This window comes from Demequina litoralis (assembly GCF_030418455.1).
GTDB classification, from domain to species: domain Bacteria; phylum Actinomycetota; class Actinomycetes; order Actinomycetales; family Demequinaceae; genus Demequina; species Demequina litoralis.
The window spans coordinates 262567-281070 of sequence record NZ_JAUHPW010000003.1; the positions used below are offsets into that span (position 1 = coordinate 262567).

Sequence of the window (18504 nt, forward strand, 5' to 3'; positions counted from 1 at the left end):
GACGATGTCCGTCGACACCCCCGCCCGCCCGACCGCCGCATCGTCCCCCGAGGGGCGGCGCCGCAAGGGGCTCATGCCCGAGGGCTCCGCCTACATCGCCGTCGGCATCGCGCTCGTCGGCGTGGGGCTGACCCTCGGCCCGATCCTCTACCTCATCCTCGGCGGCTTCCGCACCCAGGGCGACCTCGCCGCGAACCCCACCGGCTTCCCCGACCCGTTCATGTGGCAGAACTACTGGGAGATCCTGTCCCAGCCGCTGTTCTGGAGGCAGCTGCTCAACTCGACGCTGGTCGCCGTCGCGACCACCGCGGGCGTGGTGCTGTTCGGGACGATGGCGGCGTACCCGCTCGCACGGTACTCCTTCAAGGGCCGCGAGCTCGTCTTCGTGATCTTCACCACCGGCCTGATGTTCCCGCTCACCGTCGCCGTGCTGCCGCTGTACCTGCTGCTGCGCGACATGGGCATCTCGGGCCTGTGGGGCCTGGTAATCCCGCAGATCGCCTTCGGCCTGCCGGTCACGATCATCATCCTGCGGCCGTTCCTCGCGGCGCTGCCCAAGGAGCTCGAGGAGGCGTCGTTCATGGACGGCATCTCCCGCATCGGCTTCTTCTGGCGGATGCTGCTGCCGCTCGCCCGGCCCGCGATGGTGACGGTGGGCGTGCTCGCGTTCATCGGCTCGTGGAACGCCTACCTGCTGCCCCTGCTGCTGCTCACCGGCGACCCCGCCGGGATGACCCTGCCGCTCGGCGTCACCACGTTCCAGGGCCAGCACGCGGCCGCGACGACCATGATCATGGCGTACACGTCGCTCGCGATGCTGCCGGCGCTCGCGTTCTTCCTGCTGATGGAGCGGCGCATCGTCGACGGCCTCACCGGGGCGGTGAAGGGATGACCGCGGTCGACCTCGCGGCGAGCTCCCGCGTGACCTCGCTGCTCGCCGAGATGACGCTCGAGGAGAAGCTCGCGCAGATCACCGGCTTCTGGGAGGACGAGAAGGGCGACGTGGTCGCCCCCCTCCAGGGCGAGGTGTCCGTCACCGGCGGCCTGGACGATGCGACGCGTCACGGCATCGGCCACTTCACCCGCATCTACGGCACCACGCCCGTGGACGCCGAGGCCCGGGCCCGCGTCCTGTGGGAGCGCCAGCGCGCGCTGGTGACGGGGACGCGCCTGGGGATCCCGGCCATCGTCCACGAGGAGATCCTCACCGGCCTGTCCGCGTGGAAGGCCGCGACCTATCCCGGCCCGCTCACGTGGGGCGCGGCGTTCGACCCGGCGCTCGTGGCGCGCATGGGCGCGCTTATCGGCCGCGACTGCCGCGCGCTGGGCATCCACCAGGGCCTCGCGCCCGTGCTCGACGTGGTGCGCGACCCTCGCTGGGGACGCGTCGAGGAGTGCATCGGCGAGGACCCGTACCTGGTCGGCGAGATCGGCACCAGCTACGTCGAGGGCGTCCAGTCCGAGGGCGTGCACGCGACGCTCAAGCACTTCGTCGGCTACTCGGCGTCGCGCTCGGGACGCAACTTCGGGCCCGTCTCGATGGGGCCGCGCGAGCTGCGCGACGTCATGATGGTGCCGTTCGAGATGGCCGTCGTCGACGGCGGCGTGCGGTCCGTCATGCACGCCTACACGGAGATCGACGGCGTGCCCACCGCGGCGGACGGCGACCTGCTCACGGGCGTCCTGCGCGACGAGTGGGGCTTCGACGGGGTCGTGGTCGCCGACTACTTCGGAGTCGCGTTCCTCCACCTCCTGCACGGCATCGCCGAGGACCTCTCCGAGGCCGCGGCGCTCGCCCTCGAGGCGGGCGTCGACGTCGAGCTGCCCACCGGCGACGCGTACCTCGCGCCGCTCGCCGCCGCCGTCCGGTCCGGGCGGGTGCCCGAGGCCCTCGTCGACCGGGCGGTCGCGCGCATCCTCGCGCAGAAGGAGGCGCTCGGCCTCCTCGACGCGACCTTCGACGGGCCGCCGCCCTCGGGCGTCGACCTCGACGGCCCCGAGCACCGCGAGGTCGCCCGGCTGCTCGCCGAGCGCGGCATCGTCCTCCTGGCCAACGACGGCACGCTGCCGCTCGCCCCGCGGGACGATGCGGCGGGCGACGGCGGCGCTCAGGGCGCCGGCGCATCGTCCCGCCTCGCGGTCATCGGCCCGAACGCGGACCGCTACGCGGCGATGTTCGGCTGCTACTCGTTCGCCAACCACGTGCTCGACAAGCGGCCGGGCACCGAGCTGGGGCTCGACGTGCCGACCGTGCTCGACGCCGTCCGCGACGAGCTCGGCCCCGTGCTGTCCGCGCGCGGCTGCGACGTCCAGGGCGACTCGCGCGAGGGCTTCGCCGAGGCGGTGTCCGCGGCGCGCGCGGCGGATGTCGCCGTCGTCGTGGTCGGCGACCAGGCGGGGCTGTTCGGGCGCGGGACCTCGGGTGAGGGATGCGACACGGACTCCCTCGAGCTGCCCGGCGTCCAGCGCGACCTCGTCGAGGAGGTGCTCGCGACCGGCACGCCGGTGGTGCTCGTGCTGGTGACGGGTCGCCCGTACGCGATCGGCTGGGCGCTCGAGCGCTGCGCCGCCGTGGTGCAGGCCTTCTTCCCGGGCGAGGAGGGCGCGCGGGCGATCGCGGGCGTGCTGTCGGGGCGGGTCAACCCGTCGGGCCGGCTGCCCGTGAGCATCCCTCGCGACACCGGCGCCCAGCCGTACAGCTACCTCCACCCGCGCCTCGGCGGCGACACGGACGTCACGAACCTGTCGTCTGCGCCGCCGCTCGGCTTCGGCGAGGGCCTGTCGTACACGTCCTTCGCGTACGAGGACCTCGCGGCGTCCGGGGCCGCGACGGACGGCACGATGCGGGTGTCCGTGACCGTGCGCAACACCGGCGATCGCGACGGCGACGAGGTGGTGCAGGTCTACGCGCACCAGCGGCGCGCGTCGCTCACGCGGCCGGTCGCGCAGCTCGTGGGCTTCGCGCGGGTGCCGGTCGGCGCGGGCGGGTCGCGGCGGGTCACGCTCGACATCCCGGCCGCGCGGCTGGCGTTCTCGGGGCGCGACCTCGTGCGCGCCGTCGAGCCCGGCGAGGTCGAGCTGTGGGTCGGCACGCCGCTGCGGCGCGAGGCCGAGGCGGTCGTGGCGCTCACCGGGTCACGATGCGCGGTGGGCCGCGAGAGCGCAAGGAGGGTGCGCGCCGATTGCCAATGACACGTGTGGCTGGTGTGACGGCGCGTGGTGGGCCGGGCCGGGCCCGTCCACGCGGCGAGTCGTCACTCCCTTCACCTGTGTCATTGGCAGTCGGACGCGGGTCAGCGGCCCTCGCCGCTCTGACGCTTGCGCCGCGACTGCTCGCGCAGCCACGCGAGGTACTCGGGGTCGTCGTCGGGCGCCACGGGCTCCGACCGGCGCTGCGGGCCGCTGTCGGGCCGGGTGCGGCTCAGCAGGATCCAGCCGATCGCGCCCACGTAGGGCAGCAGCACGATGATCGCAGCCCATAGCCACTTGGACACCCCGTACGGGTCCTTCTCGGGACGCTGCATCGCGTCGGAGAGGGCGTAGATGACGAGGCCCAGGTAGATGAGCAGGGGAAGCACGCGAGCCATCCATCAAGCGTACGCCGGGTACCGTTGACGCATGAGCGTTCTTGCGTACTGGGGTGCCCGGACGGGCATCTTCCTCGCCGTCCTCGGCGTGCTGTGGGCCGTGGGATGGCGCGACGTGATCGCGTTCTTCGCCGCCTTCATCGTGGCCTGGCTGGTGTCCTACCTGGCACTCCCGGGCCTGCGGGTCCGCGCCGCCGAGCAGATGGACGGCTGGATCTCCCGCTCGGAGAAGGGCATCCGCGAGGCCGCCGCCGAGGAGGACGCCGAGATCGGCGCCGATGCGGAGCCCACCGACCACGAGGCCGGCACCGCTCGCTGAACCCGCCGAGCGCGACGCGTCCCCGGGCCCGCGCTACAGCACCAGCCCCACCGCCATCAGCAGGCCGTAGGCGAGGCCCACGCCGCTGATCCCCTGGAACATCACCGCGAAGTTCCGGCCCGACGCGCCCATGCGCATGCCGAACGCGATGATGACCGACGGCAGCGCGACCATCGTCGAGATGAGCACCCACGGGTGCGCGAACGCGACCAGCACCGCGAGGCCCACGGGCAGCGTCACCGACGCCGCGAACAGCTGGCGCGCGCGCAGCTCGCCCACCTTGACCGCAAGCGTGCGCTTGCCGGCGAGCGCATCCGTCTCGAGGTCGCGGATGTTGTTGACCAGCAGCAGCGCGACCGCGTACAGCCCCACGCCCGCCGACGCCACGACGGCCCACCACGTGATGTGCCCGGCCTGCGTGAGCATGGTGCCGAGCACCGCGACGGGTCCGAAGAAGATGAAGACGCTGACCTCGCCCCAGCCCGCGTAGCCGTACGGCCGCGACGAGCCCGTGTAGGTCCAGGCCGCGACGATCGCGACCGCGCCCACGGCGAGCAGCCACCACATCTCCACGGAGACGACGAGCGCGAGACCCAGCAGCGCGCCCGCCGCGAAGGACAGGTACGCGGCGCGCTTGACCGAGGACGGCAGCGCCTTGCCCGACGCGACCAGCCGCTCGGGGCCGATGCGGTCGATGTCGGTGCCGCGGATGCCGTCCGAGTAGTCGTTGGCGTAGTTCGAGCCCACCTGCAGCGCGAGCGCGACGCCGAGCGCCAGCAGCGCGGGGATCAGCCGGAAGCCGTCCTCCGCGATCGCGGCCGCGGAGCCGACGATCACCGGCACCGCGCCGGTCCACAGCGTGCGGGGGCGGGCGCCTGCCACCCAGTCGGCGGTCGTGGTCATCGGTCCTCCTCGCTCGCCAGGCCACGGGCGGCCGGCCGGTCAATCTTCCCACCCGCGGTGCGCGGCACAGTCGCACGGACGATGCGCTTGGGGCGCTCGTACGAGGCGAGACCCTCGAGCGCCGCCGCCAGCGCCGCATCGTCCACCGCGCCCTCGACGACCGCGACCACGCGCTGGCCCCACTCGGGGTCGGGCACCCCGACCACGGCCGCCGCCGTCGCGCCGGCCCGCTCGAGCGCGAGCTCGATGCGCTGCGGGTGCACCTTGACGCCGCCGGTGTTGATGACGTGGTCGGCGCGGCCGAGGACGTGCAGCCGGCCGTCCGCGCGCCGCTCGCCCACGTCGGACGTGCGGAACCACCGCACGCCGTCGCGGGTCTCGAAGCCCGCATCGTCGCCGTCCGCGTAGCCCGCCGCGAGCGTGGGCCCCGCCAGCAGGATCCGCCCGTCCGGGTCGATCCGCACCCCGACGCCGTCGAGCGGTCGGCCGTCGTAGACGCAGCCGCCGGACGTCTCGCTCATGCCGTACGTGCGCACGAGGTTCGCGGGCGCGTCCCGCTCGGGCAGCGCGGCGCCGCCGACGAGCACCGCCTCGAACGTGGCGAGCGCGTCGCGCCCGGCCGGGTCGGCGAGCAGCCGGCGCACCTGCGTGGGCACGAGCGACACGTGCCGCCGGCCCGCCGGCATCCGGGAGGTCGCCTCGGCGAAGGACGATGCGGTGAAGGGCCCGGCGGGCATGGTCGCCAGCGGGGTCCCGGCGAGGGTCGCGCGTGCCACCACCATCGCGCCGCCGATGCGGTCGGCGGGCAGCGCGAGCAGCCAGGCCGCCTCGCCGCCCAGGCGGGCCGCGGTGAGCGTCGCGGAGGCACGGATCGCGGCGGCGGGGACGAGCACCTCGCGGGGCGCGCCCGTCGAGCCGGAGGTCGCGGCGGCGATGCCGTCGGCGCGCCCGGCCAGCGCATCGTCCACCGCGGCGAAGGGATCGTCGGCGAGGCGGGCGTAGGTCACACCGCCCAGCCTAGGGCGGCCCCTACACTCATCCGCATGACGTCGACCCGCATCGCGGGCGCGCTCGCGGCTGCCGCCGCGGTGACGATCCTCGCCGCGTGCTCGCCCGCCTCCGAGAGCGGCCCCACCACGACCCTGTCGATCGAGGCCTCGCCCGAGGTGTCGGCGGTGGCGCTGCCGCCCGCCCCCGAGGACCCGGTGCCCGCGATCGCGTGGCCGCTCACGGGCCTCGACGCGTCCGGCGCGTCCAAGGCCGACCGCAACCGTCCGGCGCTGTCGATCAAGATCGAGAACTCCGCGGAGGCCCGCCCGCAGGAGAACCTCGACAAGGCGGACGTCGTCTTCGAGGAGTACGTCGAGGCCGGCATCTCCCGCCTCATCGCGGTCTACCAGTCGGACATGCCCGAGTCGGTGGGCCCCATCCGGTCGATGCGCCCCATGGACCGCAACATCATGGGCTCGTTCGGCGGCCCGCTGATCTTCTCCGGCGCGCAGCCGCGGTTCGTGTCCGCGACCCTCGCCTCGGGCCAGGACATCATCACGCAGGACGTGGGCGACTACGGCTTCTACCGGACCACGGACAAGGCCGCGCCCCACAACCTGCACGGCTACCTGTCCTCGTTCCTCGAGCAGACCGACGCGGACGCGCCCGACGCGCAGTGGGAGGTCGCCTACCCCGCGACCGAGGCCACCGCGCAGCTCGAAGGCACCAAGGCGACCGCGATCGACATCTACATGTCGGGCTACTCGCAGCCGTCGTGGCGGTGGGACCGGACCGACCAGGTGTGGAAGCGCTCGGAGTCGGGCAGGCCGCACGTCACCACGGACGGCGTGCAGCTGTCCGCCACCAACGTCGTGATGCTGTGGGTGACCGTCCAGTACACGTCCTCGGAAGGCGGCTCGTCGGTGCCGGAGACGCTCGTGGCCGGGCGCTCGGGCGAGGGCTACGTGGTCACGGGCAACCGGACCATCCCGATCAGGTGGAGCAAGAAGGGCCAGTACGACCCGTTCGTGCTCACCACGAAGGACGGCGACGAGGTCGCGCTCGCGGCCGGTCAGACCTGGTTCGAGCTCATCCCCAACGCGGGCATCGGGCGCGCGACGTCGATCGACATCTCGTAGCCGCCGGGCGCGCGGTTCAGCGCGCGTACGAGCTCGTCGCGACCTTGCGGGCCTTGAGGTACGTGTTGCCCAGGTACTTCACCGACACGCGTCCCTTCGGCAGCTTCCAGGTCGTCAGCCGCACCTTGTAGACCGAGCCGGAGCGCACCAGCTTGTACTTGGCCGACACCTTCGTGGTCCCGACGTACATCTGCACGTAGCCGGTCTCGCGCGCGACGGAGCTCGACACGGTCGCGACGAAGGTCGCCCGCGCGCCCTTCCTCACCGCGGTCTTGGCGACCGCGGTGACCTTCGGCGTCGCCTTCGTGACGGTCGCCTTGACCGTGGTCGTCGAGGGCTGCGACGCGAGCGAGCCCGAGTACCGCGCGGTGAGCGTGCGCGTGCCCGGCTTCCAGCCCTTGGGCAGGGTGAAGGTCACCTTGCCGTTGTTGAGCGTCCTCGTCCATTCCCGGGATCCCACGCTCAGGGTGACCGTGCCCATCGGCGTGCGCTCGCCGGCCACCGTGACGGTGACCTTGCCGGCGGTGCGGTAGGGGACCTTGGTGGCCGTCGCGCGCGCCGTCGTGGCCGTCGCCGGCCCGGGCGTGAGGGCGACGGTCGCGCTCGAGGCGGTCGACTCGACCACGTCGAGGGTGAACTGCCCCATCGGGTCGACGTAGGTGTCGCCGGTCCGGAACGAGGTCTGGAGCGTGCCGTCGCCGTGGTCGTGGGCGAACACGTACTGCTCGTTGTAGCCGGGCTCCATCATCGTGAGCACCACGCCCGGCGCGTAGGAGGCGACGAACCCGAGCGGCTCGAGGTAGGCGTCGGTGCCGGCGAAGTACGCCGGGGCGTCCGTGCCCGCGCCGTCGCGGTAGTCGACGAAGTAGCGGAATCCGTAGTCGTCGTCGAAGGTGACCGCGGTGGTGCCGGTGGTCGAGGTCGACGCGCCGAGGGTCACGACCTGCGGCTCCGTCGCGCCCGGCGTCAGGGTGAGGGCGGCGGTCTGCGCGTCCACGCCGGGCAGGTCGAGGTACGCGCGGTACGCGGCGTCGAGGCTCGCCGGCTCGAAGGTGCCGATGGACCCGGCCATGGGGCTGTAGGCGCCGTAGTACTCGGCGAAGCCGTACGCGCCGAACACGTCGCCCCACAGCAGGTCGCTGTGCCCGAGCCCGAGGTTGTGGCCGAGCTCGTGCACGGTGACCGCGGCGCCCGGCTCTGCGATGTGCACGTAGCCGCCGAGCGTCATCCGGCCGATGGTCGCGACGCCGAGGTAGTCGTACACGCACGAGGTGGGCGTGTAGACGATGAGGTGGTTGGTCGCGGTCGCGAAGTCGACCGCGGGGAAGAGCGCCGCGGCCTCCTCCCACAGCTCGTCGAAGGTGTACGCGCACGAGCCCGCGAGCGACAGCACGCGCGTTTGCGCGATGTCGAACGAGGAGAACGCGCCGCGGCCCTCGCGCACCCAGTAGTCGAGCGCGTACGCCGCGTCGTCCGTCGCGTCCGCGGCCGAGACGTCGCCGCCGGTCGTCGCATCGTCGATCGTCACGACGTACGCGTCGTGGCCCGTGACCGCGACCGCCGCGGCGACCGGGTCGAGCACCGTGGCGGCGCTCACGACGCCGTCGTCGACGGTCGCCTCCACCTCGGAGCCCGAGGGGATCTCCTCGAGGGCCTCGCCGGAGACCTCGGTGATCGAGCCGTCGTCCTCGACGAGGACGTAGCCGTCGGTGTGCTCGCCCTCGGTGTCGACGATCACCTCGAGCATGTGGGCGTCGACCGTGGCGAGGCCGAGCGTCCCGCCCGGGCCCGCGGGGATCGCGGATGCGCTGGAGAGGCCGGCGAGGGTGAGCGCGAGCGCCACGCCGGCGCTCGTGGCGGTGCGGGCCGCCGGGCGGATGCGAGTGGTCACGGGGGGAGGCTATCGGGGGGCGCACCAGCGGCGATACCCCCATTTGTGGGTGCCTCGCCGGCGCGGGCGTGTGCCCGGTGCGGCACCATGGAGGGGTGATCACGGTCCTCACGGGCGCCGGGCTCTCGACCGGCGCGGGCATCCCCGACTTCCGCGGCCCCGACGGCGTGTGGACGCGGCACCCCGAACGGGCCCGGCTGCTCGAGATCGACGTCTTCCTCGGCGACCGCGAGGCGCGCATCGAGGGCTGGCGCGACTGGGCCGCGCACGCGGCGTGGTCGGCGCGCCCCTCGCCCGCGCATCGTGCCCTCGCGCGGCTGGTCGAGGCCGGCCTCGCCCGCGACATCCTCACCCAGAACATCGACGGCCTGCAGCAGGCCGCCGGCACGCCAGACGATGCGGTGGTCGAGATGCACGGCAGCCTCGCCACCACCTCGTGCGTGGGATGCGAGTGGGGCTGCGAGACGCGCGAGGTGATCGCGATGCTGGACGTGGACCCGGACCCGCGCTGCCCGTACTGCGGCGGGGTGCTCAAGCCGGACGTCGTGTACTTCGGGGAGGCGCTGAGCGATGCGGACCTCGACCGGGCCTCGCGCGCCTCACGCGGGTGCGACGTGTTCGTGGCGATCGGGACCACGCTGCAGGTGTACCCCGTGGCGATGTACGCGGGGTCCGCGCTGCAGGCGGGCGCGGAGCTGGTGATCGTCAACGCGTCCCCGACGGCATACGACCGCGACGCGCACCGCGTGGTCCGCGAGCCCATCGAGGAGGCCGTGCCGGCGCTCGTCGAGGAGTGGCTGGCGGGGTGAGGGGCCCGTGGGCCCCGGCGGTCAGTACGCGTACGGGAAGCGCGTCCAGTCGGGCTCGCGGCGCTCGAGGAACGCGTCGCGGCCCTCCTGTGCCTCCTCCGTCATGTAGGCCATGCGGGTCGCCTCGCCCGCGAAGACCTGCTGGCCGGCGAGGCCGTCGTCCGCGAGGTTGAAGGCGAACTTCAGCATCCGGATCGCCTGCGGCGACTTCGTGGCGACGAGCGCGGCGTACTCGAGCGCCTTCGCCTCGAGCTCCGCGTGCGGCACGGCCTCGTTGACTGCGCCCCAGGCGGCCGCATCGTCCGCCGAGTACTCCCGGGCGAGGAAGAAGATCTCCCGTGCCCGCTTGTCGCCCACCTGGCGGGCGAGCAGGGCGGAGCCGTAGCCGGCGTCGAACGAGCCGACGTTGGCGTCGGTCTGCTTGAAGCGCGCGTGCTCGCGGCTCGCGATGCTCAGGTCGGACACGACGTGCAGGCTGTGGCCGCCGCCGGCCGCCCAGCCGTTGACCGCGGCGATGGTGACCTTGGGGGAGGTGCGCATGAGGCGCTGCACCTCGAGGATGTGGAGGCGGCCGCCGTACGCCGGGGCGTCTTGCGCCGAGCCCTCGTAGAGGTAGCCGTCCTTGCCACGGATGCGCTGGTCGCCACCGGAGCAGAACGCGTGCACGCCGTCCGCGGCGGGGCCGTTGCCGGTGAGGATGATCGCCGCGACGTCGACGGTCTGGCGGGCGTGGTCGACCGCGCGGTAGAGCTCGTCGACGGTCTGCGGGCGGAACGCGTTGCGCACCTCGGGGCGGTTGAAGCCGATGCGCACGGCGGGGAGGTCCCGCTCGCCCTCGGGCCCGCGCGCCACCCAGCGGTGGTAGGTGATGTCCGCGTCCGGGAAGCCGTCGATCGCGCGCCACTGGGTCGGGTCCATGAGGTCGGAGACCTGCGCCGGGATGTCGCTCATGCTCCCCGAGCGTAGTGCGGCGAGCGTGCGCGATTCCCAATGACAAGGGTGACAGGTGTGAATCCGGGTGCCGGGCCCCTCCCGTCCCACCCGTCCCATGCCTCACCCTTGTCATGGGGAAACGTCGGACCAGCCAGCCCTAGGCTGAGCTCATGGAGTTCCGGCCCTTCCGCGTCGCGCTGTCGACGCGCTTCCGCGGCGTGACGGAGCGCCACGGCGTCCTCATCCGCGGCACCGGCCCCGACGGCCAGGACGCGTGGGGCGAGTACTCGCCGTTCGACGACTACACCCCCGAGCGCGCCTCCCGCTGGTGGGAGGCCGCGATGGAGGCCGCCCGCGGAGGGTGGGCGGCGCCGGTGCGCGACACGGTGCCGGTCAACAGCATCGTCCCCGAGGTGCCCGCGGGCCGCGCGGCGCAGCTCGCGAGGGCGGGCGGCTGCACCACCGCCAAGGTCAAGGTCGCCGGGACCGTCTCGCTGAGGGACGATGCGCGGCGCGTCGAGGCCGTCGCGGTCGCCCTCGGCCCGGAGGGCCGGGTGCGCGTCGACGCGAACGGCGCGTGGGACGTCGACACCGCGGTCAAGGCGCTCGCGGAGCTCGACGCCGCCGCCCGTGCGGGCGGAGGGCCGGGCCTCGAGTACGTCGAGCAGCCGTGCCGCACCGTCGCGGAGCTGGCCGAGGTGCGCCGCCGCACGGACGTGCTCGTCGCCGCCGACGAGTCGGTGCGCCTGCCCGGCGACGCCGACGAGGTGATGCGCGCCGGCGCCGCCGACATCCTGGTCCTCAAGGTCGCGCCGATGGGAGGCGTGGCCGCGTGCCTGCGCGTGGTCGAGCGCTACGACGTGCCCATCGTGGTGTCGAGCGCGATGGAGTCCTCGGTGGGCCTCGCGGCGGGCGTGGCGCTCGCGCGGGCCGTCCCCGAGCTGCCGTACGCGTGCGGGCTGGGGACCGGCGAGCTGCTGGCCGAGGACACCGTGCGGGAGACGATCGTGCCGCGCGACGGCGTCATCGGCCCCGTGACGCTGGACGTCGTCGCATGACCGAGCACCCGTCGGGGGCCTTCGCCCGCGCCCTGGTCGCGGCGCTCGCCGAGCGCGGCGTCGAGGACTACGTGCTCAGCCCCGGGTCGCGTTCGGGCCCGCTCGCGCACGCCCTCGCGGAGGCCGGCGCGGAGAACCCGCCGCTCGGCGCGCCGCGGATCCGCCTCCACGTGCGCATCGACGAGCGCTCCGCCGCGTTCCTCGCGCTCGGCATCGCGCGCGGGCGCGCCGCGGCCGGAGATCCTCGCCCGGTCGCGATCGTCACGACCTCGGGCACCGCGGTGGGCAACCTCATGCCGGCCGTCATGGAGGCGCACCACTCGGGCGTGCCGCTGCTGCTCCTCACCGCCGACCGGCCCACCGAGCTGCGCGGGGTGGGGGCGAACCAGACCACCGACCAGGTGGGGCTGTTCGGGGCCTTCGTGCGCTGGGGCGCCGATGTGCCCGCCGCGGCCCTGGGCGACCGTCCCGACCGCGCGACCGCGCTCGCGGACCGCGCCGTGCGCGCCGCGCTCGGCGACCGGGCGCGCGAGGACCTGGCCGCGGCGGGCGGCCCTGTCCACGTCAACGTCGCCTTCCGCGAGCCGCTCGGTGCGGACGGCGGGCTGTGGAGCGACCCGCCCCGCCTGCCCACCCCGACCGGCGGCATCCCGATCGTCGCGCCGCCCGAGGAGCCGGCACCGCTGCCGCCCGTCGCGCGCGGCGTGGTGATCGCGGGCGACGGGGCCGGCGACGTCGCCCGCCAGGTCGCTGAGGCGCACGGCTGGCCGCTCCTCGCGGAGCCGACCTCGCTCGCGCGCTCCGGCTCGCACTGCGTCCCCGACTACGTGCGCCTCCTCGAGTCCGCGCACGGCAGGGACCTCGCGGACCGCGTCCACCAGGTCGTGGTCATCGGCCGCCCCACCCTCACGCGTCCCGTGCAGGCGCTCATCGCGCGGGCGCCCGCGCTGGTGGTCGCGCGCTTCGGTGCGCGGTGGCGCGAGGCGCCCCCGCACGCGCAGGCCGTGCTGCGGGACGTGCCGGCCTCGTGGCTGTGGTCCGCTTCGCCGGACGATGCGGACCCCGGCTGGCTCGCCGAGTGGCGGGCCGCGGGCGGCCGGGTGCAGGTGCCGGAGGGCTGGGGGCCGCGCGTGGTGGCGGCCGCGTTCGCGGAGTCGCTGCGCGACGGCGTGTGGGGCGTGGTCGGCTCGTCGGGCCCGGTGCGGTCCCTCGACCGCCTGATGCCGTCCGCTCCGGCCGGCGCCGCGCCGATGCTGCTGGCCAACCGCGGGCTCGCGGGCATCGACGGGACAGTCTCGACCGCGGCGGGTATCGCCTTCGGGTCGGGGCATCCCGTGCACGCGCTCATGGGCGACGTCACCTTCCTCCACGAGGCGGGAGGCCTGCTGGTGGGTCCCCGCGAGGAGCGGCCGCGGCTGCGCATCGTCGTGGTGAACGACGGCGGCGGCACCATCTTCGGCGGCCTCGAGCACGGCGGTGCGCCCGCGGAGAACCTCGAGCGCGTGTTCACCACGCCGCACGGCGCGGACCTCGCGTCGGTGTGCGCGGGCTACCGGGTGCCGCATCGTGCCGTGCGCTCGCGCGATGAGCTCGTGGCGGCGCTCGGGGAGCCCGTCACGGCGCTCGAGGTGGTGGAGGCCCTGGTGCGCTGACTGCCAATGACAAGAGTGACAGGAGTGAAGAAGGGGGTTTGACGCCCGGGTCACCCGGGCGTTCCCTCACGTCACTTCTGTCACCTTTGTCATTGGCAGTCGGAGGGCGCGGAGGACTGCGTCTCGGCGCAGCATCGGCTCGCCGTCGTGACCGATGCCGTCGCGTTCGCGCAGCTCGGCCACCTCGACCGTCCAGCCCTCGCCCAGCCCGGCCGCGGCCTCCTCGGCGCGGAACGCCAGGCGGCTGAGCTTGGGGTGCTCGAGGACGTGCGGGTCGCGGGGGTCGTGCCCCACCACCAGCAGCGTCCCGCCAGGCGCGACCAGGTCCGCCAGCCGTGCGACGAGCACCGCGATGCCCGCCTCCGGGTGCGCGTAGTGCGTGGTGACCAGGTCGAACGATGTGGTCGGCAGGTCCGCATGCATCGCGTCGTCGACGCGCCACTCGAGGCGCGCCGCGACCTCGTCGCCCGCGCGGGACGCCCGCGCGACGCCGCGCGACACCGCGGTCGCGGACACGTCGATCGCCGTCACGGACCAGCCCAGCCGGGCGAGATGCACGGCGTCCGCGCCCTCGCCGCAGCCCACCTCGAGCGCGCGGCCCGGGGCGAGGCGCGCGGCCTCCTCGACGAGCTGGTGGTTCGGGTTCGCGCTCCACACCGCGTCGTGCGAGGCGTAGCGCTCCTCCCACGCGGTCGCGTCCCAGCCGTCGACGGCGTCGGGATCCGGACCCGCGGGGTGGACGTGCGGGATCGCGCCGGTCGCCGCCGGCGCGGGGGCGCCGAGCGCGCGCCGCATCGGCTCGAGCTTCGCCTCCGACTCCGCCCACTCGGCGGCCGGCTCGCTCGCGGCGACGATGCCGCAGCCCGCGAACAGCCGCAGCCGCGTCGGGTCGGCGGGCGAGATCTCCGCGGACCGCAGGCCGATGCACCACTCGCCGTCGCCGCCCGCGTCGATCCATCCCACGGGGCCCGCGTAGCGGCCGCGGTCGAGCCCCTCGAGCTCGTCGATGACGCGCGCCGCGCCGAGCGTGGGGGTGCCGCACACGGCCGCGCTCGGGTGCAGCTCGCTCACGAGCTCGAGCGCGGCGACGTTGTGCGACAGCACGCCCGTGACGTCCGTCGCGAGGTGCATGACGTTGGGCAGGTGGAGGACGAAGGGCTCGTCGGGCACGTTGACGCTGCCGCAGTGCGACGCGAGCGCCTGCGTGACCGAGCGCACCGCGTACTCGTGCTCCTCGCGGTCCTTCGACGAGCGGGCGAGCGCTCCGGCGCGGGCGAGGTCGCGCATGTCGTCCCCGGTCATGCGGATGGTGCCCGCGAGCACGCGCGACGTCACCAGCCCGTGGTCGACGCGTGCGAGCAGCTCGGGGGTCGCGCCCACGAGGCCGTCGACGTGGAAGGCCCAGCAGGTGGGGTACTCGTCCGCGAGGCGGCGCAGCAGCACGCGCACGTCGACGGGGCGCTCGGCGGTGGCCTCGACGGCCCGGGCCAGCACCACCTTCTCGAGCTCGCCGGCGCGGATCCGGGCCACGGCCGCGTCGACGGCGGCGGCCCAGACGCTCTCGTCCCCCGCGGAGACGGTCACCTCGCCGGGGTCGGCAGGGGCGGTCGCGGAGGCGAGCGCCTCCTCGAGGGTGACCGGCGCATCGTCCCCGCGGGCGATCGTCGTGAACCACGCGCGCCCGTCGCGGCGGCCCAGCACGTAGCGCGGGACGACGAGGGCGCCGCCCGCGTCGGAGGCGTCCGCGAACGCGAACGACCCGAAGGCGATCAGGCCGGTGCCGCGCTCGCGGACCTCGTCGCGCACCTCGGCGTGGCGGCACAGCAGCCGCCACCAGTGCTGCGCCTGGTCGACGCGGTCCTCGCCGGTGCCGTCGACGCGCGCGACCTCGCCCCACGCCACCATGCCCTCGCCGCGGCGGACCCACGAGATGCCGGGCACGGGCAGCGCGGCGATGAGATCGCCCGGGTCCTCGATCTCGATGGTGCGGACGACGAGGGGTCCCGGGGAGGCGCTATGGACGGTCACTCATCCACATTAGGGCCGTTCCACCATCGGGCCGCACGCACCCCGACCCCCGCGAGGTACTCGTTGACGAAGCGGCCGCCGGGGTCGAGCTCCTCGAACACGGCGCGCGCGTCGGCGACGCGGGGATGCGCGCGAGCGATCGCGGCGGCGTCGAACGCATGCCACTTGCCCCAGTGCGGGCGCGCGTGGAACGGGGCCAACGCCTCCTCGATGCGCGGCAGCAGCGCGAGCACCTCCTCCGGGTGCGGCGCCCACGTGAAGTGGATCGCGAGGGTGTCGCGGCCGTACGCGCCCGACAGCCACAGCTGGTCCGCAGCCACCGCGCGCAGCTCCGACACGAGCAGGTGGGGGCGGATGAGCAGGCCCAGCGCGCGCACCGCGGCGAGCGCCTCGCCGGCCGCCTCCATCGGCACGAAGTACTCGGTCTGGATCTCCTGGCCGTTCGACGGCGTGTGCGTGAGCCGGAAGTGCGGGAGCCTGTCGATCCAGGGCCCCGGCGTGCCGCCCTGCGGCGTGAGGGCGTCGGGGTCGCCGTCGACCAGCCGCGCGTCGGACTCCGGGCTGCGCACGGCGCCGTGCCACTCGTCGGGGGGAGCCTTGTCGAGCCCGACGCCGCTCTTGCGCCAGATCTGCTGGACGGTCGGCTCGTCCCACGTCGTGAAGATCGACACCGAGTACGCGTCCGCGAGGATCGCCGGGGTGTCGGACAGCAGCGTCGCCCACGGCATCCCCGTGTAGACGTCCTGGCGGACGTCGTAGGTGGGCTGCACGCCGAGCGTGACCGACGTGATGATCCCGAACGCCCCGACCCCCACCGCGAGCGCCGGGAACTCCGGGTCGCCCTGGCGGCAGGTGCGGAGCTCGCCGTCCGCGTCGATGTAGTCGAGCTTGCGCAGCGCCGTGGCCTGGCAGCCGTTGCGCGCCCCCGAGCCGTGCGTGCCCGTCGCGATCGCGCCGACCACCGAGATGTGCGGCAGCGAGCCGGTGTTGTGCAGCGCCCAGCCGCGGTGCTGAAGCCACGCGCCGAGCTCCCCGTAGCGGATGCCCGCGGGAGCCGTCACGGTGGGCCAGGCGGGGTCCGACAGGTCGATGTGCGGCTCGCCCTCGAGGCCCGTCGTGTCGATGAGGGTGCCGTCGGTGTCCGCGATCGAGTTGAAGCTGTGCCGGGTGCCGAGCGCCTTGACCCGGCCGGGCGCCTCGCGCACCGCGCGCGCCACGTCCTCGACGGTGCGCGCCTCGACCAGACGCTCCGCCACGAAACGATGGGTACCCGCCCAGGTGACGCCCGCGTCGCTCATGATTCCAACGTAGCAACGCGGCCCCCGCGCGCGCGGTTCGGGCGCGGTACGGCGCGGCGCGCATCGTCCGCCCGGCGGGGACGGGCGGCGGGACGATGCGCGGGGACGGGCGGCGGGACGATGCGCGGGGACGGGCGGCGGGACGATGCGCGGGCAGCGCCCCGCACCGAGCACCGAGCGCGCCCCTCTACCCTTGTCGGGTGCGCACAGAAGCCGATGTCATCGTGATCGGGGCGGGTCCCGGAGGATCCGCCGCCGCCCGCTATCTCGCCGCCGAGGGCTTCGACGTGATCGCCCTCGAGAAGGCGAGGTTCCCCCGCGAGAAGGTCTGCGGCGACGGGCTCACGCCCCGCGCGGTCCGCGAGATCGACCTCATCGGGCTGCCGACGCCGCGGGACGAGGGCTGGATCCCCAACCACGGGCTCCGCATGGTCGGCGGCGGCCACCGCCTCGAGTTCCCCTGGCACGACCTCGAGTCCTTTCCCCGCTACGGGCTGTCCCTGCCGCGCGCCGACTTCGACAAGCGACTGGCCGACCACGCCCGCGCCGCCGGCGCCGACGTGCGCGAGGGCTGGCACGTCGACTCGGTCCTCCGCGACGAGCGCCAGGCGGGCTACGCCGGCGGCGGCCGGGTCGTCGGCGTCGTCGCGCGCGAGACCGACGAGCGCGGCCGCAAGGTCGGCGAGCCCGTCGAGTACCGCGCGCCGCTCGTCATCGCGGCGGACGGCGTGAGCGCGCGCGCCGCGCTCGGGATGGGCATGGAGCGCATGGAGAACCGCCCCATCGGCGTCGCAGTCCGCACCTACTTCACCACCCCCCGCCACGACGAGGAGTGGATGGAGGGCCACCTCGAGATCTGGGACGGCGAGCGCGGGCGTTCGAACCTCCTGCCGGGCTACGGCTGGATCTTCCCCATGGGCGACGGCACCGCGAACGTGGGCCTCGGCACCCTGAGCGCCAAGGGCACGCCTCCCAAGCTCGACCACCGTGCGCTGCTGCGCGACTGGCTCGACCACTCCGCGGCGGACTGGGAGTTCGGCGAGCAGGTCGGCGGCATCAAGGGCGCCGCGATCCCGATGGCCTTCAACCGCCAGCCGCACTACGTGCCCGGCATGATGCTCGTGGGCGACTCCGGCGGCATGGTGAACCCGTTCAACGGCGAGGGCATCGCCTACGCGATGCAGGCGGCCCGCCGCGCGACCGAGGCCGCCGTCGCGTGGCGCTCCGCGACGGGAGCACGCGACCAGGAGGCCGCGCTCGCGAGCTACGCCCGGATGATGAAGGACGACCTCGGGGGCTACTACTCGCTCGGGCGGGTCTTCGCCTCGCTGGTCGAGCATCCGAGCGTCATGAAGGTGTGCACCCGGTACGGGCTTCCTAGTCCTTTGGTCATGGAATTCACGTCTAGACTGCTGGCAGATGTCTATGAGCCTCGTGGCGGGAACTGGGCCGACAGGCTCCTCTCCGCCCTGACGAGGGTCGCTCCGGCGGCCTGACGGCATCCGCGACCTCGACGAAGACGGAAGGATCAACCCCTGTGAATCCGTACGTGCCGATCATCGTGATGATGGTGATCGCGGGGCTGCTCGCGGGCGCCGGACTCTTCGTCAGCTCGATCCTGGGCCCGAAGCGCGCCAACGCCGCGAAGCTCGACCAGTACGAGTCCGGCCTGCAGCCCACCCCGGGCGCCGCCGGCGGAGGCCGCATCCCGATCAAGTACTACCTCGTCGCGATGACCTTCATCATCTTCGACATCGAGGTCGTCTTCCTCTACCCGTGGGCCGTCGCGCACGACGCCCTCGGGTGGTTCGGGCTCATCGCCATCATGACCTTCCTCGCCCTCATCACGATCCCCTTCGTGTACGAGTGGCGCCGCGGCGGATTCGAGTGGGACTGA

The 18504-nt window shown here is 74.0% G+C and carries 16 protein-coding genes; 9 read left to right on the forward strand and 7 right to left on the reverse strand.

The window, feature by feature from the left end:
• Window positions 1-4: 4 nt before the first annotated feature.
• Window positions 5-892 (forward strand): carbohydrate ABC transporter permease, encoded by an 888-nt coding sequence (locus tag QQX09_RS05680; RefSeq protein WP_301131786.1) that lies wholly within the window; start codon window positions 5-7, stop codon window positions 890-892.
• Window positions 889-3192, forward strand: coding sequence for a beta-xylosidase/alpha-l-arabinosidase (locus QQX09_RS05685; RefSeq protein ID WP_301131787.1), 2304 nt, complete (start codon window positions 889-891; stop codon window positions 3190-3192). Before QQX09_RS05680 ends, QQX09_RS05685 begins: the two co-directional genes overlap by 4 nt.
• A 101-nt stretch (window positions 3193-3293) precedes the next feature.
• On the opposite strand, the gene QQX09_RS05690 is transcribed toward QQX09_RS05685, so the two are convergent.
• Complete coding sequence (locus QQX09_RS05690; protein WP_301131788.1) at window positions 3294-3587, reverse strand: PLD nuclease N-terminal domain-containing protein; 294 nt, start codon at window positions 3585-3587, stop codon at window positions 3294-3296.
• A 31-nt stretch (window positions 3588-3618) separates the two neighbouring features.
• Here QQX09_RS05690 and QQX09_RS05695 point away from each other — a divergent pair, with 31 nt between their 5' ends.
• Window positions 3619-3906, forward strand: coding sequence for a DUF4229 domain-containing protein (locus QQX09_RS05695; RefSeq protein ID WP_301131789.1), 288 nt, complete (start codon window positions 3619-3621; stop codon window positions 3904-3906).
• Between the two features lie 33 nt (window positions 3907-3939).
• On the opposite strand, the gene QQX09_RS05700 is transcribed toward QQX09_RS05695, so the two are convergent.
• Window positions 3940-4809 carry a 1,4-dihydroxy-2-naphthoate polyprenyltransferase gene (locus QQX09_RS05700; protein ID WP_301131790.1) on the reverse strand — a complete coding sequence of 290 codons (870 nt, stop codon included), beginning with the start codon at window positions 4807-4809 and terminating at the stop codon, window positions 3940-3942.
• Entirely contained in the window at window positions 4806-5816 is a 1011-nt protein-coding gene (locus QQX09_RS05705; RefSeq protein ID WP_301131791.1) for an AMP-binding protein, read from the reverse strand. Before QQX09_RS05705 ends, QQX09_RS05700 begins: the two co-directional genes overlap by 4 nt.
• A 36-nt stretch (window positions 5817-5852) precedes the next feature.
• On the opposite strand from QQX09_RS05705, the gene QQX09_RS05710 reads away from it, so the two are divergent.
• The gene (locus tag QQX09_RS05710) at window positions 5853-6938 is read left to right on the forward strand and encodes a DUF3048 domain-containing protein (RefSeq protein ID WP_301131792.1); all 1086 of its coding nucleotides are present in this window, start codon (window positions 5853-5855) and stop codon (window positions 6936-6938) included.
• Window positions 6939-6954: 16 nt separating this feature from the next.
• Here QQX09_RS05710 and QQX09_RS05715 read toward each other — a convergent pair whose 3' ends face one another.
• Window positions 6955-8829 carry an Ig-like domain repeat protein gene (locus QQX09_RS05715; protein ID WP_301131793.1) on the reverse strand — a complete coding sequence of 625 codons (1875 nt, stop codon included), beginning with the start codon at window positions 8827-8829 and terminating at the stop codon, window positions 6955-6957.
• 95 nt (window positions 8830-8924) lie between these two features.
• Here QQX09_RS05715 and QQX09_RS05720 point away from each other — a divergent pair, with 95 nt between their 5' ends.
• Window positions 8925-9638, forward strand: a complete 714-nt coding sequence (locus tag QQX09_RS05720) for an SIR2 family NAD-dependent protein deacylase (RefSeq protein WP_301131794.1) — start codon at window positions 8925-8927, stop codon at window positions 9636-9638.
• 21 nt (window positions 9639-9659) lie between these two features.
• Here QQX09_RS05720 and QQX09_RS05725 read toward each other — a convergent pair whose 3' ends face one another.
• Window positions 9660-10589 (reverse strand): 1,4-dihydroxy-2-naphthoyl-CoA synthase, encoded by a 930-nt coding sequence (locus QQX09_RS05725; RefSeq protein WP_301131795.1) that lies wholly within the window; start codon window positions 10587-10589, stop codon window positions 9660-9662.
• 152 nt (window positions 10590-10741) lie between these two features.
• Between QQX09_RS05725 and QQX09_RS05730 the strand changes: the two genes are divergently transcribed.
• Window positions 10742-11629 carry an o-succinylbenzoate synthase gene (locus QQX09_RS05730; protein ID WP_301131796.1) on the forward strand — a complete coding sequence of 296 codons (888 nt, stop codon included), beginning with the start codon at window positions 10742-10744 and terminating at the stop codon, window positions 11627-11629.
• Window positions 11626-13281, forward strand: coding sequence for a 2-succinyl-5-enolpyruvyl-6-hydroxy-3-cyclohexene-1-carboxylic-acid synthase (gene menD, locus QQX09_RS05735; protein WP_301131797.1), 1656 nt, complete (start codon window positions 11626-11628; stop codon window positions 13279-13281). The genes QQX09_RS05730 and menD overlap by 4 nt, the downstream gene beginning before the upstream one ends.
• A gap of 66 nt (window positions 13282-13347) precedes the next feature.
• Here the strand turns inward: menD and QQX09_RS14270 are convergent, their stop codons facing one another.
• Window positions 13348-15309 carry an isochorismate synthase gene (locus QQX09_RS14270; protein ID WP_367307548.1) on the reverse strand — a complete coding sequence of 654 codons (1962 nt, stop codon included), beginning with the start codon at window positions 15307-15309 and terminating at the stop codon, window positions 13348-13350.
• On the reverse strand, window positions 15306-16607 hold the full coding sequence (locus tag QQX09_RS05750; protein WP_301131798.1) for an FAD-binding protein: 1302 nt from the start codon (window positions 16605-16607) through the stop codon (window positions 15306-15308). Before QQX09_RS05750 ends, QQX09_RS14270 begins: the two co-directional genes overlap by 4 nt.
• Before the next feature lie 200 nt (window positions 16608-16807).
• Here QQX09_RS05750 and QQX09_RS05755 point away from each other — a divergent pair, with 200 nt between their 5' ends.
• Together QQX09_RS05755 and QQX09_RS05760 are read left to right on the forward strand one after the other, a co-directional pair.
• Window positions 16808-18103 carry a geranylgeranyl reductase family protein gene (locus QQX09_RS05755; RefSeq protein WP_301131799.1) on the forward strand — a complete coding sequence of 432 codons (1296 nt, stop codon included), beginning with the start codon at window positions 16808-16810 and terminating at the stop codon, window positions 18101-18103.
• Between the two features lie 41 nt (window positions 18104-18144).
• Window positions 18145-18504, forward strand: a complete 360-nt coding sequence (locus QQX09_RS05760) for an NADH-quinone oxidoreductase subunit A (RefSeq protein WP_082099479.1) — start codon at window positions 18145-18147, stop codon at window positions 18502-18504.

Coding starts and splice junctions, on each gene's coding strand:
- QQX09_RS05680 (WP_301131786.1), top strand. CDS start 5: ATGTCCGTCGACACCCCCGCCCGCCCGACCGCCGCATCGTCCCCCGAG.
- QQX09_RS05685 (WP_301131787.1), top strand. CDS start 889: ATGACCGCGGTCGACCTCGCGGCGAGCTCCCGCGTGACCTCGCTGCTC.
- QQX09_RS05690 (WP_301131788.1), bottom strand. CDS start 3,587: ATGGCTCGCGTGCTTCCCCTGCTCATCTACCTGGGCCTCGTCATCTAC.
- QQX09_RS05695 (WP_301131789.1), top strand. CDS start 3,619: ATGAGCGTTCTTGCGTACTGGGGTGCCCGGACGGGCATCTTCCTCGCC.
- QQX09_RS05700 (WP_301131790.1), bottom strand. CDS start 4,809: ATGACCACGACCGCCGACTGGGTGGCAGGCGCCCGCCCCCGCACGCTG.
- QQX09_RS05710 (WP_301131792.1), top strand. CDS start 5,853: ATGACGTCGACCCGCATCGCGGGCGCGCTCGCGGCTGCCGCCGCGGTG.
- QQX09_RS05725 (WP_301131795.1), bottom strand. CDS start 10,589: ATGAGCGACATCCCGGCGCAGGTCTCCGACCTCATGGACCCGACCCAG.
- QQX09_RS05730 (WP_301131796.1), top strand. CDS start 10,742: ATGGAGTTCCGGCCCTTCCGCGTCGCGCTGTCGACGCGCTTCCGCGGC.
- menD (WP_301131797.1), top strand. CDS start 11,626: ATGACCGAGCACCCGTCGGGGGCCTTCGCCCGCGCCCTGGTCGCGGCG.
- QQX09_RS05750 (WP_301131798.1), bottom strand. CDS start 16,607: ATGAGCGACGCGGGCGTCACCTGGGCGGGTACCCATCGTTTCGTGGCG.